The sequence below is a fragment of the Pseudomonas sp. Sample_10 genome, assembly GCF_004321495.1.
In the GTDB taxonomy this organism is placed as follows: Bacteria; Pseudomonadota; Gammaproteobacteria; order Pseudomonadales; family Pseudomonadaceae; genus Aquipseudomonas.
In genome coordinates this window covers 36569-53837 of the sequence record NZ_RCOE01000055.1, presented here as the reverse complement: position 1 = coordinate 53837, position 17269 = coordinate 36569, and the positions used below count along the sequence as shown (strand labels likewise).

The 17269-nt window shown below is 60.4% G+C and carries 16 protein-coding genes and 1 pseudogene; 12 read left to right on the top strand and 5 right to left on the bottom strand.

The genetic code is table 11. The features are described 5' to 3' along the window. A pseudogene (locus tag D8U18_RS04235) lies at nt 1–377 on the top strand (phosphatidylcholine/phosphatidylserine synthase); the annotation flags it as partial. A gap of 3 nt (nt 378–380) precedes the next feature. Then, entirely contained in the window at nt 381–767 is a 387-nt protein-coding gene (locus D8U18_RS04230) for a DUF488 family protein (RefSeq protein ID WP_131107084.1), read from the top strand. Between the two features lie 94 nt (nt 768–861). Here D8U18_RS04230 and D8U18_RS04225 read toward each other — a convergent pair whose 3' ends face one another. Then, nucleotides 862–1779, bottom strand: coding sequence for a LysR family transcriptional regulator (locus tag D8U18_RS04225; protein WP_130903706.1), 918 nt, complete (start codon nt 1777–1779; stop codon nt 862–864). Nucleotides 1780–1937: 158 nt separating this feature from the next. Between D8U18_RS04225 and D8U18_RS04220 the strand changes: the two genes are divergently transcribed. Both D8U18_RS04220 and D8U18_RS04215 read left to right on the top strand, forming a co-directional pair. Then, a complete protein-coding gene (locus tag D8U18_RS04220) occupies nt 1938–2351 on the top strand; it encodes an AraC family transcriptional regulator (RefSeq protein ID WP_131107083.1) in 414 nt (137 codons plus the stop codon). Nucleotides 2352–2470: 119 nt separating this feature from the next. Then, nucleotides 2471–5275, top strand: a complete 2805-nt coding sequence (locus D8U18_RS04215) for a winged helix-turn-helix domain-containing protein (RefSeq protein WP_131107082.1) — start codon at nt 2471–2473, stop codon at nt 5273–5275. Here D8U18_RS04215 and D8U18_RS04210 read toward each other — a convergent pair. Together D8U18_RS04210 and D8U18_RS04205 are read right to left on the bottom strand one after the other, a co-directional pair. Next, on the bottom strand, nt 5252–6715 hold the full coding sequence (locus D8U18_RS04210; RefSeq protein ID WP_131107081.1) for a winged helix-turn-helix domain-containing protein: 1464 nt from the start codon (nt 6713–6715) through the stop codon (nt 5252–5254). The genes D8U18_RS04215 and D8U18_RS04210 overlap by 24 nt on opposite strands. 156 nt (nt 6716–6871) lie before the next feature. Further along, the gene (locus D8U18_RS04205; RefSeq protein ID WP_131107080.1) at nt 6872–7822 is read right to left on the bottom strand and encodes a GlxA family transcriptional regulator; all 951 of its coding nucleotides are present in this window, start codon (nt 7820–7822) and stop codon (nt 6872–6874) included. 223 nt (nt 7823–8045) lie between these two features. Between D8U18_RS04205 and D8U18_RS04200 the strand changes: the two genes are divergently transcribed. Next, complete coding sequence (locus D8U18_RS04200) at nt 8046–8768, top strand: pirin family protein (protein ID WP_131107079.1); 723 nt, start codon at nt 8046–8048, stop codon at nt 8766–8768. A gap of 383 nt (nt 8769–9151) precedes the next feature. Here D8U18_RS04200 and D8U18_RS04195 read toward each other — a convergent pair whose 3' ends face one another. Continuing rightward, on the bottom strand, nt 9152–10027 hold the full coding sequence (locus tag D8U18_RS04195) for a LysR family transcriptional regulator (RefSeq protein ID WP_131107078.1): 876 nt from the start codon (nt 10025–10027) through the stop codon (nt 9152–9154). A gap of 110 nt (nt 10028–10137) precedes the next feature. Here D8U18_RS04195 and D8U18_RS04190 point away from each other — a divergent pair, with 110 nt between their 5' ends. The 3 genes from D8U18_RS04190 (at nt 10138) to D8U18_RS04180 (ending at nt 13452) form a co-directional block, all read left to right on the top strand. After that, a complete protein-coding gene (locus D8U18_RS04190) occupies nt 10138–11367 on the top strand; it encodes a YbfB/YjiJ family MFS transporter (RefSeq protein ID WP_131107077.1) in 1230 nt (409 codons plus the stop codon). Between the two features lie 53 nt (nt 11368–11420). After that, nucleotides 11421–12419: an NAD(P)H-quinone oxidoreductase gene (locus tag D8U18_RS04185; protein WP_131107076.1), complete on the top strand. Its 999-nt coding sequence runs from the start codon at nt 11421–11423 to the stop codon at nt 12417–12419. A 79-nt stretch (nt 12420–12498) separates the two neighbouring features. Next, the gene (locus tag D8U18_RS04180) at nt 12499–13452 is read left to right on the top strand and encodes an alpha/beta hydrolase (RefSeq protein ID WP_131107075.1); all 954 of its coding nucleotides are present in this window, start codon (nt 12499–12501) and stop codon (nt 13450–13452) included. Between the two features lie 18 nt (nt 13453–13470). On the opposite strand, the gene D8U18_RS04175 is transcribed toward D8U18_RS04180, so the two are convergent. Next, nucleotides 13471–14478, bottom strand: a complete 1008-nt coding sequence (locus D8U18_RS04175) for an AraC family transcriptional regulator (protein WP_130931550.1) — start codon at nt 14476–14478, stop codon at nt 13471–13473. Between the two features lie 165 nt (nt 14479–14643). On the opposite strand from D8U18_RS04175, the gene D8U18_RS04170 reads away from it, so the two are divergent. The 4 genes from D8U18_RS04170 to D8U18_RS04155 all read left to right on the top strand — a co-directional run bounded on the left by D8U18_RS04170 (nt 14644) and on the right by D8U18_RS04155 (nt 17178). Further along, the gene (locus D8U18_RS04170) at nt 14644–15495 is read left to right on the top strand and encodes a 3-hydroxybutyryl-CoA dehydrogenase (RefSeq protein WP_131107074.1); all 852 of its coding nucleotides are present in this window, start codon (nt 14644–14646) and stop codon (nt 15493–15495) included. Further along, nucleotides 15482–16141, top strand: a complete 660-nt coding sequence (locus D8U18_RS04165; protein ID WP_056854388.1) for a TetR/AcrR family transcriptional regulator — start codon at nt 15482–15484, stop codon at nt 16139–16141. Before D8U18_RS04170 ends, D8U18_RS04165 begins: the two co-directional genes overlap by 14 nt. Nucleotides 16142–16231: 90 nt before the next feature. Next, nucleotides 16232–16645: a VOC family protein gene (locus D8U18_RS04160; protein ID WP_056854389.1), complete on the top strand. Its 414-nt coding sequence runs from the start codon at nt 16232–16234 to the stop codon at nt 16643–16645. A gap of 323 nt (nt 16646–16968) precedes the next feature. Then, a complete protein-coding gene (locus tag D8U18_RS04155; RefSeq protein ID WP_131107073.1) occupies nt 16969–17178 on the top strand; it encodes a hypothetical protein in 210 nt (69 codons plus the stop codon). The last annotated feature ends 91 nt before the right edge of the window (nt 17179–17269 follow it).

Below are 17269 nucleotides of genomic sequence, written 5' to 3'. Positions count from 1 at the left end.
TGTTCTGCTTCTGCAACGTCAACATGAAAAGCAAAGACAACTACTTCCAGGGCTTTCCCGCCGCGTGGAACGTGGTCGCCCTGTGCCTGTACATCATCGCGCCTTCGCCCTGGATCACCTTCCTCACGGTGATTGGCCTGGCCCTGTTGACACTGACCCGGATGAAATTCCTGCATCCATTCCGGGTGCGGCGCTTCATGCCGATCAACATTGCCGTGACTGCAATCTGGTTGCTGTGCAGTTTGTCACTGGTCATCAATCATCCGGTGATCAACCCGTTGGTGATGGGCCTGTGGCTGCTGATGTCGGCGTATTTTCTGGGGATCTGCTTCTGGCGCACGGCGCTGGAGTGGTTCGACGGATCGCGGCTCAAATAACCCATGCCGGTCCATATCGTTCGACTTGGCTCACCCCGCCGCCCCGGCGAAGGCCTGCGCCCGGGCACTGTGCGCCGCCCGCCCCGGGGTGTGCCAAAAGCCGAGTTTGCCAGCCGGGATTTCTACGATGTATGGCAGCCATTGCTGTCACCCAGCCAGGCGCTGGTGCACCAAGCCCAGACCGCCGAAGATGAAAAAGCCTGGCAAGCCTTCAAGCGCAAGTTCAAAGCCGAAATGAACCAGCCTGCTGCCAGCCAGTTGCTAGATCTGCTGGCGGCGCTTTCTCATCACACTTCACTGGCCGTTGGCTGCTATTGCGAGGAAGAAGCGCATTGTCATCGGTCGGTGTTGCGCGAGTTGCTGGCGATGCGCGGCGCTGAGGTTATTTAGATTGGGTGGGGTTCAGGTTGTGCGAGGGGCAATGCTGCGATGACTGCATTGCGGGCATATCCGTTGTTGCCGCGACGGATATGCCTGCGCGAGGTCAATGAGAGTTCAACGACACCGACATGAACTGGCTAATGCGCGAACGCAGCCAGCGCTCCGCCGGATCATTGTCATGCACTCCGCTCCAGGCCATCGACAACTGGGCGGCCTCGATCTCGAACGGCGGGTCTTCTGCCCGCAAGCCGCAACCTTCGACCAGCGCGCAGGCTGCATAATCAGGCACGGTGGCTATCATCTCGGTGCCCGCCAGCAATGCCCGCAACCCGCTGAATTGCGGAACCCCGAGCACCACCTTGCGGCACCGTCCGATTTTGGCCAGATCCAGATCGATATTGCCGCTCAGGTCACCGGAAAACGACACCATTGCATGCGGCCGCGCGCAGTACTCGTCAAGCGTCAAAGGACCAGGCCGGTCGTCTCCGCGCAGCACTTTGCAAGGAATATCACGCAACTTCTTGCGCTTGGCATTGGCCGGCAGTTCGGTGGTGTAACTGACTCCGACGGAAATCTCCCCAGACGCCAGCAACGCCGGCATCAGCAGGTAATTGGCTCGCCGCACCACCACGACAATGCCCGGTGCCTCTGCCTGCAACTGACGCAACAACGGTGGAAACAATCCGAACTCGGCATCGTCCGACAGCCCGATGCGAAACACATCGCAACTGGTTGCCGGATCGAATTCCTTGGCCCGGCTGACCGCTCCGGAAATCACGTCCATCGCCGGTTGCAGCTCCTTGAGAATCACCAGCGCCCGCGCGGTGGGCTCCATGGCGCGACCGTTGCGCAACAGCAATGGATCGTCGAACAGATCGCGCAACCGGCCAAGGGCAGCACTCACCGCGGGTTGGCCCATGAACAGCTTTTCTGCAACGCGGGTCAGGTTCTTTTCGAACATCAGCGCTTCGAAAATCACCAACAGGTTCATGTCGACGCGGCGCAGATCGTTTCGGTTCATAGACACGGGTTCCTTGTGAGTTCAGTCAGGCGCAAGTGTGACGATTGTGTCTGACTTTACTCAAGACTTCCCACTGCACAGAAGGAATTAACAACGATTAACTCGCAAGCCAGAGCCCTGGGATCAAAGAATGAAGCCTACCGACACGGACATTGTTCATGGCTCACTTGCAGCAAAACGCCGCCCGCGCGACAGCCACTGAAGCGCCAAAGAAAAACGCCGGTGGCCTCAGCCCTCAACGCCAACAGTTGGTCAGACAACTGATCCTCGAACGCCTCGATGAACCCCTCGAGGTGACCGAACTGGCCCAGGCCTGTGGATTGTCACGCAGCCATTTTTCCCGCGCCTTCAAATCCAGCATCGGTTACTCGCCCCAGGACTGGATTCGCCAGCAACGCATCGCCCGCGCCAAGTGGTTGATTCAACATACCGACCTGAGCCTCACGCAAATCAGCCTGGAATGCGGATTCTGCGACCAGGCGCATTTCTGTCACATGTTTACCCGCAGCGAAGGGATCAATCCCTTTGCCTGGCGGTGTCGGGTCATGCGCGGTCATGCCGCCCAGCGGTAACGCCCCGACATTCACCTGAAATTCTCGTGCAGTCAGACGACCACACATTGCGCAGATTGAAAAATCTGGGAACATGCTCGCAAACCGCGAACTAGACGGATGCAGGCAGGAGTGAGTCGTTGAGCTTTTCCCACGAGCGGGCTGTGCATTTCGGCCCCTACAGAATCTATCCCGCGCAGCGTCTGGTGATGGAGGCTGACCAACCCCTGCGCCTGGGTAGACGGGCCATGGACATTCTGCTGATCCTGTTGAAGCACGCGGGAAACGTGGTCAGCAAGCAGCAACTGATCGCCGATGTCTGGCCCAACAGCGTGGTTGAAGACATCAACCTGCGCGTGCACATGGCGGCCCTGCGCAAAGCCCTCGGCGACGGTCAGGCCGGACAGCGCTACATCGTTACCGTGGCCCAACGCGGGTACAGTTTTGTCGCGCCCTACTCGCTGGAACAGGCCGAGCTGCATCCGGCCAACCCTGCCACGCCATCGAACGGCCATAACCTGCCTTTGCGTCGCACCCGCCTGATAGGCCGCCAGGCGTTGGTCGACAGTCTGGTGGCGCATCTGCCGCGGCAACGCTTCATCACGCTGGTGGGCCCCGGTGGCATCGGCAAGACCACCGTGGCCCTGCGCGTCGCCGAACAATTGATCGGCCATTACTGCGATGGCATTCGTTTGCTCGACCTGGCTCCCATCAACGATCCGCGGTTGATTGCCGGGCATCTGGCGGCACTGCTCGACCTGTCCCTGCACGACAACGAACCCCTGAGCGGTCTCGCGAACTTCCTGCGCGAGCGGCAAATGTTGCTGGTGATCGACAACTGCGAACACCTGATCGACAGCGTGGCGCTGCTCTGTGAAAGCCTGCTGCGCGGCGCACCACGGGTACATATTCTGACGACCAGCCGCGAGAGCCTGCGGGCCGAGGGCGAATACGTGCAGCGCCTGGAGTCGCTGGACTGCCCTCCTGCCGTCGCCAAGCCGGACCGCGCCCAGGCGCTGACCTTTTCTGCGTTGCAGCTGTTCGTCGAACGCGCCATGGCCAGCCATGACAGCTTCGAACTGAGCGATGCCGAGTTGCCGCTGGTGATCGACATCTGCCGGCGCCTCGACGGTATTCCATTGGCCCTGGAACTGGCGGCAGCACAGGTCGCCAGCCTCGGCCTCGACGGTTTGCTGACGCAACTGCAAGACAGTTTTCGCCTGCTGACCCACAGCAGCCAGGCGACGCTGGCCCGGCACCAGACGCTGCACGCGACGCTGGACTGGAGCTTCCAGTTGCTTAACATCTGCGAACAGACTTGCCTGCGCCGATTGGGTGTGTTCCGAGGTGGTTTTACCCTGGCATCGGCCGCAGCGGTGATCGTCGGCGAACAGATCGAACCACGCGAAGTGTTTGCCTCGATCACGCAACTGGTGGCCAAGTCTCTGCTGAGTGTGGACGTCGGCGACGAGGAGGTGTTCTACCGCCTGCTCGACACCACACGCCGCTACGCCCTGGAAAAACTCGAACAGGCCGGCGAGCTGCCTGCAACCCGGGAACGCCACGCAGTACGCTGCCTGGCCTTGATGCAACAGGCGCAGACTGATTGGGAGCGCGTTCCGACAGCCGTGTGGATCGAGCGCTATGCCCGTGGCCTGCAAGACATCCGCGCAGCGCTCGATTGGGGCCTGAATGCGCGTGGCCCCGCGGCGCTGGCGATCCGCTTGACCGCCGCCTCCACCCCCCTATGGCAGGAGCTGTCGCTGCTCAAGGAACACGGCGGCTACGTGCGCAAGGCCCTGGCCTTGCTCGACGCCGCAGCCGAGCCCTGTCTGGCGCTGAAAATGTCGCTGAAACTGGCCCTCGGCAGCGCCTGCTATCACGCCCAGGGTGGCAGTGCAGAAACCATTGGCGCATTCGTCACCGCCCGCACCCTGGCCAGACAGTGCAATGACGTGGTGGGAGAGTTGCGCGCCGTTTCCGGTCATCTGGCGGTCAATCTCAGTTGTGGCAACTATCAAATGGCGCTGCAACAGAGTCAGCAATTCGATCGACTGGGACTGGACGGCGATCCGCTGCTGTCGCTGAGTACGCATCGCTTGCGTGTCCTGGCCCTGCACTTCGCCGGGGACCAGCAACGGGCGCGAATGAATGCCGAGCAAGTGCTCCAGCGTATGGCCCACAGCGGCCATCTCAACCGTTTCACCCATGGCTTTGGCGTGCAATACGACCAGAGTGTCGCCGCCCTGACTATCCTGGCACGCATCCTCTGGTTGCAGGGGCAACCGGAACAGGCCTGGCGCACGGCGCGGCAGGCACTGGACATTGCGTTGCAGATCAACCACGGTACCTCGATCTGCTACACCCTCGCCCTCTCCGGCTGCCTGATCGCCCATTACAACGGCAATACCCGCGCCGCCGGCGAGTTACTGCGCCTGCTACTGGAGCAAGCGCAGAAGCATTCGGTGCAGCTGTTCTACACCTGGGCGCAACACTATGCGCAGGTGATCGTCAGCGCAGAGGCGGCGCCGTCACCCCGGGCAGCAACCGGCCTGATCAAGGAAATCATGGTCACGCTGGACACCGCGTTGGTCGATGACGAGTTGCTGCAACGCGCCGACACAGGTGCCGCAGGCTGGAGCACGGCGGAAATCTTGCGAGCCCGCGCCGATGCGTTGCTTGCCGCCGATTGCCCGGTGAAAAACTGCAGCGCCGAAACCGTACTGATCAAGGCGATAAACGTGGCGAAATCCCAGGGTGCCCTGGCTTGGGAGCTGCGCAGCGCCAGCACGCTGGCGCGGCTTTGGCAGCGTCAGGGTCGCTACCGGCAAGCCCAGGCATTACTGACGCCGATCTACCAGCGCTTCAGCGAAGGTCATGCCACGCCGGACGTGAAGGCCGCCCGGCGCTTGCTCGACGAACTACAGGGCCATCTGCCGATTTGAGGACTGCGCGTGACTGAGGTAACCGGCATAGCGCATTTCGAATGATTGCAATGCACCGCTGTCTTCGAGTTTTTCCAGGGCATAACGGCGGGTGGTATTGAGCAAGCGGTAGCGACAAACGCCTTTGGCCTGTTCCTGCGACAACAACGATTTGAGCGCCAGGTTTTCCATGACGCGTGTCAGCCTCGCCGGTTGCACACTGGCGCAGCTGACCACCCCTTTGGCCGCCTCCAGGGTAAACGCCGTTTTGAATACCGACAGACGCTGCAACACGGTCTGCTCCTGCGGGCTCAGGCGTTCGTAACTCCAGTCGAGGGCGGCCTTGAGGGTCTGGTGCCGCGGCACGGCGGTGCGACGTCCCTGGGTAAGCAGTTGAAAACAGTTGTCCAATTGCGCCTGCAATCCCACCAGTGCCAGCGCATCGATCTGCGCAGCAGCCAATTCAATCGCCAGAGGCAAGCCATCGAGCCGTCGACAGATTTCTCGCACGCGCTTGAGATCCTGCTCTCGCAGAGCAAAACCTTGCTGGCGAGCCCGGGCACGACTGACGAACAACTGCACCGCCGAATAGCCCATGAACGCATCGACACTGCGTAACGCCGATACGGGTGGCACCGCCAGAGGCGGCAATGGCAGAAGCACTTCCCCCGTGGCCAACAACGGTTCGCGACTGGTGACCAGCAGCGACAGGCGGGGGGCCGAGCACAGCAACGCTTCGACCAGGGTCCGGCAACTGTCCTGCAAATGTTCACAGTTATCCAGGATCAACAGCGCATGCCATCGCCCCAACGTCTCCAGGGTTGTGCCGCTGCCCAGACCGAGGGTGCGGGTCAGATGATCGACCACCTGCACGGGATCGTCGATCGTCGCCATATCCACCAGCCAAACGCCGTCGCGGTAGTGTTGCAATAACAATTCGGCGGCCCGCAACGCCACGGTGGTCTTGCCGATGCCACACGGTCCGACCAGGGTCATGAGACGCCGCAGCGGCAGCTGTCGCACCAGACTGCCAACCACCGCATCGCGGCCGATGACCTGAGTCAGTCGCGCAGGCAAGTTGTGTCGGGGTGGATGCGCGGTTTCGATCGATACTGGCTGCGATGCTTGCTGCACCGAGGCGACGAAACTGTAGCCACGCTGGGGAATGGTGAGGATGTAGCAGTCACCGTTTTGCCCGTCGCGAAAGGCCCGGCGCAACGCGGCAATGTGCACCCGCAGGTTGATATCCTCGACGACCGATCGCGGCCAGACTCGAGCGATCAACGCCTCCTTGCTCACGACCGAACCTGCGTGTTCGAGCAATACCTGGAGGATTTCCAACGCCCGGCCACCCAAACGAAGCGGCTGATCGCCGTGCAGGACCAGTCGCTGATTGAGGTGGAACGCGTAGGGACCGAAGCGCAGTACCGTGTCGCCCTGTAAATCTCTATGGCTGTTCATGTTTCACCACCGGGAACCTGAGCGGCACGTGAGTCCGTCCAGGCTCCGTACCTTCCATGCAAAGAGTTCAACGTTATCTTGGCAGGCCTCGGTGACGGTACAACAGCTACGGGGGGAGCGTCACGGCCATAACGGTGCGCGCAACGGCCAACGGCGCTAGCTGAATTGTTCGCGGTACTGGGTCGGGGTCAGTCCGAGTTTTTCACCGAACAGAAAACGCATGTGCCGCACGCTGCCGAAGCCGCTCTTGAAGGCTACGGTCTTGAGCGGCAGTTCCGTGGTTTCCAGCAGGTTTCTCGCACAATCGATGCGTGCACTTTGCAGAAACTCCATGGGTGTCATGTTCACTTCCCGGGCGAAAACCCTGGCGAAGTGACGCGGGCTCATGGCCGCCAGACTGGCCATGCGTTCGATGCTGAACGGCTCATCGAGGTGTTCGAGCACATGATTCTGCACCCGGGTGATTGGCGTTTCCTGGGGCGCCACGGCGGCCATCAGCGGGCTGAACTGCGCTTGCCCACCCTGGCGCTTCATCACCACCAGCAACACCTTGGCCACGTCCTGCGCAACTTTTTTGCCATGGTCACGGGCGACCACCGACAACGCCAAATCGATGCCGGCAGTGACACCACCGGAGGTGATCAGGTTACGGTCCTGGATGAAGATCTGGTCGGTTTCGACGGTGGCCGACGGGAAAGCCTTGATCAGCCGTTCGGTGTAATGCCAATGCGTGGTCACCCGATACCCGTCGAGCAACCCCGCATACCCGAGCACGAACGCACCGGTGCAGATCGAGCCGTATCCGGCCGACCGGCCAACGTTGTGCTTGAGCCAGTCGAGCAATGGCGGATGTTTTTCGTTGTAGGCGCCGGGGCCACCGGGCACCAGCAGCAAGTCATAGCCGTCACAGGCCTGGTCGATAGACAGGTCCGTGTGCACGCTTACACCATTGGAGGCCCGCAACGCGCCGGGCTCCGTGCCGATGGTGGTCAACACGTAGTGATCGTCGGGTTTCAGATAGCGATTGGCGATGGAAAACACCTCCATCGGCCCGGCCATGTCGAGCAGGAGGAAGTCGGGGAACAGCACCATTGCCACGGTTTTCATGGGTCGAAAATCACCGGAATAAAAGAGAGGAATTCTGCCGGACACCGGCTCGCTCCTACGGGTTGCTTGTCGTGATTATGCCTTAAACATGGCGAATCGTTTGCAGGTTACTGTCAACTTGAGAGAGACAGTATTTCAATTTTCATCTACTTATTGCACTAACCAGTAACCATTAACCTTCTCCTCACTCGGACGAATCAACGTCCCCGCAGGAGATTCCATCATGTTGACCCTTCGCAAAGCATCTGATCGTGGCATGGCTAACCATGGCTGGTTGAAGTCGTTCCATACCTTTTCCTTCGCCAATTACCGTAACCCGAAAGAACAGGGGTTTTCCGACCTGCTGGTGATCAACGATGACCGCGTGGCAGCCGGGAAAGGTTTCGGCCAGCACCCGCACCGCGACATGGAAATTTTTTCCTACGTGCTCGAAGGTGCCCTGGAACACAAGGACACCCTGGGCACCGGTTCAGTGATTCGCCCCGGTGACGTGCAACTGATGAGTGCCGGCAGCGGCGTGGCCCACAGTGAATACAACCACTCGGCCACCCGTCCCGTGCATTTCCTGCAAATCTGGATCGTGCCCGACGTCAGTGGCGCCAAACCGCGCTATCAGCAAGAGCACTTCAGCGCGCAGAAAAAACGCGGTCGCCTGCAATTGATCATCTCCCCCGACGGCGCCAAGGGTTCGTTGAAGGTGCGCCAGGATGCGCGGGTGTATGCGGCACTGATCGACGGCCAGGAAAGCGCCACTCTGGAACTGGCCGCTGACCGCTATGCCTACGTGCATGTGGCACGGGGCAGCGTCGAACTCAACGGCATGCCATTGCAGGAGGGCGACGGCGTGCGGGTTCGCAAGGAGCAGGTGCTGACCTTGAGCAACGGCGTGGATGCTGAAGTCCTGATGTTCGATCTGCGTGCGCAAGAACTGCCTGAAATGCCATAACAGGCATCAAACTCGTAGGAGTGAGCCTGCTAGCGAAAGCGGTGGATCAGTCAACACACCTGTTGAATGTGAAGCCGCCATCGCGAGCAGGCTCACTCCTACCATTGGCTTGGGTACATCCGCAGGAGATTGGTCGGCTGTCAGGCCGCCATCGCTGGCAAGCCAGCTCCCACAGAGGATCCCGGTGTGATCGGGATTTTCGACCAATGAAGATCCCCTGTAGGAGCAAAGCTTGCTCGCGATGGCGATCTCAAGGACGCCATCGCCGGCAAGCCGTGCTCCTACAGGTGATGGAGTGCAACTGGCAGAGATTGGTCGGCTGTCAGGCCGCGATGGACGTCAACGATAACGCGCCCTGTCTGAATGAGCGCAGTATCAGGTTTTCATTCACCGGTTCCGCAAAAACCCGCGACGATCTCGTCAATCACCACCCGCACCCTGGCCGTATGCCGCAAATCGGCGTGGGTCACCAGCCAGATGTCATAGGGCACAGGCTTCGTACGTTCCGGCCACAGCCTGACCAGCCCGTCCCGTTCGCCCATGTACACGGGGACTTCGCCGATTCCGATCCCGGCAGCGATGGATCGGCGCACCAGCAAACTGGAACTCAGGCTCGAGACAATCCGCCCGCGGCCAATCGGTTCACCAACCAGTGTCACGTCCTTGTCGCCTTGCAAATAGGGCTGATAGATCACCAGATCATGCCCCTCGAACGCCGAACCCGGCTGCGGTATGCCGTGGGCGTCCACATAGTCTTGCGAAGCAAACAAACCGATCGGCCATCGGGCGAGTCGGCGGGCAATCAGATCCGGGTTTTCCGGCCGGGTATTGCGCACGGCAATGTCGGCCTCGCGCTTGGCCAGGCTGAGAATTTGCGTCGAAGCGTCCAGCTGAACCCGCACGTCGGGATGCTGTCGATGCAAACGAGCGATGGCCGGGATCAGCAAATCGATAGCCATGGAATCGGTGGTGGTGACTCGCACGGTACCGGTCAATCGATCGTCCAGGCCTTGAATGCGTCGCTCCAGCTCGTGCGCTGAATGCTCCATTTTTTCCACGGCGCGCATTGCGGCTTCGCCCACGGCTGTCAGCGCATAGCCTTCGGATGTGCGCAGGAACAACGTCGCGCTCAAGGACTTTTCCAGTGCCGCGATTCGCCGGCCAACCGTGGCTTGATCCACGCCCAGCACCCGTGCGGCACCGCGCAACGTGGATTCGCGGCAAACCGCGAGAAATACCCGTGCGTCATCCCAGTTCATGGTTTCTCCTGGTGATGCATCTGTGCATCACTACAAAGTGTAATCGCAGCATTATTGCATCAAAGAACCTCGATATGCTGGTCGCCATGAAAACACTCAGGACAACGTTCATGGACCGTACCTCACTGACCCCCGATAAACCTGGCAGCGCGATCTGGCTGCCGATCCTTGCAGGTCTCTGCGCCAGCCTGGTGAGCATCGGCCTGGCGCGTTTCGCTTATACGCCGTTGATTCCCTCTTTGATCCAAAACCAGTGGTTTTCCGCCAGCGACGTGGTGTTCCTCGGCGCCGCCAACCTGGTGGGTTACCTGATCGGCGCCTTGCTCGGCCACCCACTGGCCAAGCGTACTTCCAACAAAACCGTTCTGCGGTTGATGATGCTCACGGTGACCCTGGCGTTTTTTGCCTGTGCCTTCCCGTTATCGGTGAGCTGGTTCTTCGCTTGGCGTTTGCTGTCCGGCGTTGCCGGTGGCGCGGTCATGGTGCTGGTGGCTACGACGGTGTTGCCCCATGTACCCGCCTCCCGCAGAGGTCTGGCCAGTGGTGCGATCTTCCTCGGCCTGGGCCTGGGGATTGCCGGCTCGGGGACCCTCGTACCGCCGCTGCTCAGTATGGGTTTGCAACAAACCTGGCTCGGCCTCGGGGTGCTGGCGCTGGTCCTGACGGCGGTCAGCTGGTTTGGCTGGCCATCTTCCCCTTCCCCTGCTCCAGCGCCGGCAGCGGTCAAAACAGCGCCGACGTCGATGCCTGCGGGTGTTTACCTGCTGTTCGCCCAATACGCCCTCATGGCAGCCGGACTCGTGCCCGCCATGGTCTTCCTGGTGGATTACGTCGCCCGGGGTCTCGGGGCCGGGCAACACGTCGGCGCAATGGTCTGGGTGATGTACGGTCTCGGCGCGATTGTCGGCCCGGTGAGTTACGGTTTTCTGGCTGATCGCCTGGGCGCCAAACGCAGCATACGCCTGGTGTTGCTGGTGCAGGCGATTGCGGTGGGCTTGCTGTCGATGTCCAACACCTTCGTGGCTCTGGCGCTACTCGCGGTCATCATCGGCTCGTTTCCGCCAGGCATCGTGCCCCTGGCGCTGGCCCGGGTTCACGAACTGATTCCCGGCCACCATCAACAACAGATCGCCTGGAGCCGCGCCACGGTTTCGTTCGCCACTTTCCAGGCCATTTCCGGCTTCGCCTATTCGGCGCTGTTCAACGGCAGCGGTGGTAATCACCGATTGATGTTCATGGTGGCGGCCGGGGCGATTGTCGGTGCGTTGTTGTTGGAATGGGCGGCGCGTTTGCTGACCGGGCCAAAGGAAAAAACCTGCGCCGCTGCAACGATCACATAAACATAACAATCCCACCGTCATCGAACTGACTTCATTGCTCAAAGGTATTCATCATGTCGCTGCCGCAAACCATGACCCAAATCGAAATCACCACACCCGGTGGCCCAGAAGTGCTGCAACCAAAACGGGTGCCCGTACCCGTGGCGGGCGCCGGTGAACTGCTGATCCGTGTCCACGCCGCCGGGGTCAATCGTCCTGATGTGCTGCAACGCGCCGGTCAATACCCGATGAAACCGGGCATGAATCCGATCCCGGGGCTGGAGGTGGCCGGCGAAGTGGTCGGGCTTGGCGCAGGCGTCAGCGACTTCGTGGTCGGCGACAACGTCTGCGCCCTGACCAACGGCGGCGGGTATGCGCAGTATTGTGTCGTCCCCGCCAGTCAGGCTCTGCCGATTCCGGCCGGCATGGATTGGCTACACGCCGCAGCCATTGCGGAAACGTTCTTCACCGTGTGGGCCAACCTGTTCGAGATGGGCGGCGCGCGCAAAGATCAACGAGTCTTGATTCATGGCGGCACCAGCGGCATCGGCACCACCGCGTTGATGCTCTGCCGTGAGTTCGGCATCGAAGCGTTTGCCACGGCGGGCAGTGCAGAAAAGTGCGCGGTGATCCGCGAACTGGGCGCCGAGGCGATCAACTATCGCGAACAGGATTTTACCCAGGTCATTGCTGAAAAAACCGCGGGGCGCGGCGTCGATGTGATTCTCGACATCATGGGCGGTTCGTACCTCAACAGTAACGTTGCGGCGCTGGCCCTCGAAGGGCGACTGGTGATGCTCGGTTTCCTCGGTGGCGCGGTAGCCAGGGAAGTCGATCTGCTGGCGATCATGGCCAAACGCGCCACCGTCACCGGCTCGTTGTTGCGTTCTCGCACCCGGGAAGAAAAAGCCGCGATTGCGCAACAGTTGCGCGAGCACATGTGGCCTGTATTGGCAGCCGGGCGTTGCCTGCCAATGATCGATGAGGTTTATCCCCTGGCCCACGCGGCGCAGGCCCACGGGCGCATGGAGGGCGGCGATCACATCGGCAAGATTGTGTTGCGGGTGGATTGAACGGCTGTCGAAATTATTCCCGCCCTGCGTGTGCATCTGCTAAAACGCGAACTTCATGTCCGTGCGGGTTGAACAACCGATGTCCACTGCTCTTCTCACTCGTCTGCGGCGACGCTGGCTGCCGCTGCTGTGCATGGCCGCGCTGGTGGTTGGCCTGCCCGTGGGTTGCAGTGCTCTGCAATATAAGGAGCGCGAGTTGCTGTTTCGCATCGAACCGGGCACGGCAGGCTGGTATCGCGGCTTGCCGCAGGACGTTCAGGAATTGGACATCAAGCCAGCAAGTTTCAAGGCCGGGCAAAACCTGCATGCCTGGTGGTGGCCGGCAGCGCGTAAAGATGCACCGGCAATTCTCTACTTGCACGGTGTGCGCTGGAACCTGACCGGACAGGCGTTCCGTATCGAGCAGTTGCGCGCCATGGGTTATTCGGTGCTGGCGATCGACTACCGCGGGTTTGGCCAGAGCAAAGGCGACCTGCCATCGGAAGCCAGTGTCTACGAAGATGCCCGGGCCGCCTGGGAGCGTTTCAAGGTGATGCAACCTGACGCCGGCAAACGCTTGATCTACGGCCATTCGCTAGGCGGTGCGGTGGCCATCGACCTTGCAGCAGAGCTCGCCGCCCAGGCGAAAAACAATCATGGTTCGGTGCCGGTCCGGGGCCTGGTGATCGAGTCCACCTTCACCTCGCTTGGCGATGCCGTGGCGGAAGTCGCCGGCAACAACCTGCCGGTGAACTGGTTGCCGGTGCGCTGGTTGCTGTCACAGAAATTCGATTCCATCGACAAGATCGTCGACATCGACATGCCGCTGCTGGTGGTCCATGGCCTGGCCGATCAGTTCATGCCGTCGCGATTCAGCCAGCAACTGTTCAATGCCGCCAACCAGCCCAAGAGCCTGTTGCTGATTCCCGGCGGCACGCACAACAACAGCATGAGCCTGGGGGGCAATCAATATCGCAAGGCACTGGAAAACTTGCTGCGGGAAAAACCGCAGATGGCCGGCCCGGCGATGATTCAAGGTGCGCAGGATTCCTGAGCGCATTGACCCGATCAGCTAGCCCTGAAACCGCGCCCGATAGCGACCCGGACTTTCTCCCGTCCACTTCTTGAACGCCCGGTGAAACGCGCTGGGCTCCTGAAACCCCAACTGCTCGGCAATGTCGCTGATGCTCGCCCGGCTTTCGCGCAGTTGTTCGAACGCCACCGCCCTGCGCACTTCGTCTTTGATTTCCTGATAGGAACACCCTTCGCGTTCCAGTTTTCGGCGAAAGGTGCTGGGGCTCAGGTGTTGTTCCAGGGCAAAGGCCTGCAAGGTTGGCCATTGGCTGTAATGGCTGCTGCGCAAGCGTTGGTGCACTTGCGACGCCAGACCATGCTGATTGCGAAAACGGATCACCAGCCATTGTGGCGCGGTGCGCAGAAATACTTTCAGCGACGCCAGGTCCTGGACCACCGGTAGCCGCAGGTAGTGACTGGCGAACTCGATTTCGGTGCGCTCGGCACCGAAGGTCAGGTTGGGGCCCCAGAGCAACCGGTCATCGCTCAGGGACAAACGTTCATGGCGGAAGTCTGCGCGGTCGATAGGTATGCGCCGGCCTCCCAGCCAGCACAGCAAACTGATCATCAGCACGAGGAACGTTTCTTCGCCGAAACGATTGGCATCGGCATTCTGCGAATACGTCTCCAGACTGATTACCGCCCGTTTGCCGCGCACGGTCAGCGTGCCGCGAAAGTCGCGCAGGAACAGGGCGAAATTGGCCAGGCACTGGCGCATGGCCTTGTGCAGGTCGGGCTCCTGAATCAACGCCCGGCAAATCAGCGCAAAAGCGCCTGGCGGCATGCCATGGGAATCGAGGCCGAAGAACTCGTCGTTGAGCTCGCGGATCTGAATCAGCCACAACGCCGCAAAGGCACTGGCTGGCACTCGCGCCGATGGCTGCTGCATCACGGTCGGGTCGATGCCGGCCTGTTCCAGCACGGCACGCACCCGCTGCGAATCGTCAGCCAGACCATGGATCATTGCCTGCACGAAGTAGGCGGCCACTGAATCCTTTTCCCGCATGTGAACGCTTCTCTCCCGATCACCCGAAATGGCAAAAAACATCAGGCCCGTTGAACAGTTTCGGCATAGGACAACCGCCCTGCCGGTTCTAGACTCGCGGCAATAGTACGCTTTGTGCCACGACGGCGGCCAAGGTATCGCAGGGTTTATCGGAAGGACGGCAACATGAATCTGCAAAACATTGGCGTGATCGGCGCCGGCACCATGGGCAACGGCATTGCGCAAGTCTGCGCCCTCGCCGGCTTCAACGTGACCCTGCTCGACATTTCCGAAAGCGCTCTGCAAAAAGCCATCGCCACCGTTGGTAAAAATCTCGATCGGCAAATCGCCAAGGACACCCTGACCACCGAGCAAAAAAACGCGGCCCTCGACAAGATCCAGACCAGCACCGACTACAGCAGCCTGCACAATGCGCAACTGGTGATCGAAGCTGCCACCGAGAATCTCGAACTGAAATTGCGGGTGTTGCAACAGATCGCCGCACAGGTCAGCGCTGACTGCGTGATCGCTTCCAACACCTCGTCGCTGTCGATCACCCAGCTCGCCGCCAGCGTCAGCCAGCCTGAACGCTTCATCGGCCTGCACTTCTTCAACCCGGTGCCGGTGATGGGCCTGATCGAAGTCATTCGCGGCCTGCAAACCAGCGACGCCACCCACACCCTCGCGCTGGACATGGCGACGACCCTGGGCAAAACCGCGATCACCGCCGGCAACCGCCCGGGGTTTGTGGTCAACCGGATTCTGGTGCCGATGATCAACGAAGCGATCCTGGTGTTTCAGGAGGGCCTGGCCAGCGCCGAAGACATCGACGCCGGGATGCGCCTTGGCTGCAACCAGCCCATCGGCCCGTTGGCGCTGGCCGACCTGATCGGCCTCGACACGCTGCTGGCGATCATGCAAGCGTTCTACGAAGGCTTCAACGACAGCAAATACCGTCCGGCGCCACTGCTCAAGGAAATGGTTGCCGCCGGCTACCTGGGACGCAAAACGGGGCGCGGCTTCCATGCCTATGCCTGAGCGTTGCTCGCGTTTTGCCGAATACCGGGACAAGGTGCTGGAACTGTTCGCCTGCAAGGGTTTCGGTCAGGTCGGCATGCGTGAGCTCGCGACGTGCCTGGGGCTTTCCCCGGGCTCGTTGTATCACCATTACCCGAGCAAACAGCACCTGTTGCTGGACCTCATCGAAGAGTTTTACGAAGAGTTGCTGGCAACCCTGGGACGCATCCAGCAAAAGGCGCCGGCCAAGCGAGACCGGCTCAACCATGTGATTCGCGCCCACCTCAATCTGCACCGCGAGATGCCTTGGCATTTTCGCCTGGTCGAACGCGACTGCGGCTGCCTGAATGAAGACCAGCAGGCTCGGGTCCGGCAATTGCGCGAGCAGTACGAACGCACCTTGCTGGTGGTGCTCGGCGCCCGTTCGCGATTCAGCGAATCGGGAAAATTGGCGGCCGGGCATGCCATCGCCTCGCTGCTCAACAGCGCCCCCAGTTGGCTGACCACTCAATCACTGGACGAACAAGAGCACAACGAATTGCTGGAGAACCTGGTGAGCGGCGCCATTGAACGCCTGCTGGCGCCACGGCGCGCGAGCGAAGCAATAAGCATCACCCGCTCTATCGAAAAAAAATCTGACAATGTTCAGGCAGCCGCCGCGTTTTAGCGCTTTGCTGTCCCGGTCAGCCTCATCAGAATTCATCGCGCCAAACGATGTCAGATCCGATGTGCACCTTCATTGACCGGGAGCAGAATCATGAAAATCAATCCCTACCTCATTTTCAACGGCGACTGCAAAGCCGCTTTCACCTTCTATGCCCAATGCCTGCAAGGCCATATCGAAGCGATGATGACCTTCGGTGAAACGCCTGCCGCCGAGCATGTGCCAAAGGAACATCACGACCTGATCATCCACACCTGCCTGAAAGTTGGCGATCAGATGCTGATGGCGTCCGATACCACGCCCGACCGCCCGACACCGGGCATGAGCGGTTGTTCGATCTCACTGAATGTCGACAGCGTCGCCGAAGCCGAACGGGTGTTCAATGCGCTGGCCGCAGGCGGCAAAGTCGAGATGCCGCTGGACAGCACTTTTTGGGCCGCCCGTTTCGGCATGTTGATCGACAAATTTGGTGTGTCGTGGATGGTCAACTGCGAAAAGGACCAGTAATCAGGCCTTCCTGTTCGAAGATGGCCCATTCGCAAACAGCCCAATCCGAAAGATTGGGCTTTCTGGCAACTCCTCGCCTGTCTGCTACCGTCAACAAAACGGTCTTCCCGATATCAAAAATGTTCGGATAACACCGGATCAGACGTGTCGCATACCTTTCGTCGCAAAGCAAAACGCTGGGCGCAATACACAGCCTGACTGGCTTGCTGCTTGCACAGGCCGAGCGTAGCTGCCCAGGAGTGACATAATTCTGACACGGCAGCACCTCAAACTAACGCTTAAGGACTCCAGCGAAACGCTTGGTCAGTCACCGGAGATGTAACGTGTCAACTCTCAATGAAATCGCAGCGAACCACGCGAGAATGGCCAAGGCAAAAGAGTTGGAGGCGACCGGTTTGGGCGAGCGACAGCTTCAAATAGTAGGCAGTTTCGAAATCCCCTCAATGGATCATCAACAGCCGGTGATGCCGCTGCACCTTATAGCTGGCGCTCAGGAAAACATCCCTGGCCAGGCTGTCGGGTATCTGATTTAACTCAAGCCGATTTCAATTCCGAGCACGGGGGCGCGACGCGTGCTGCTCCTGTGCTGAGTATGGAGTTGGCTTCAGACGTATTGCCTATCGA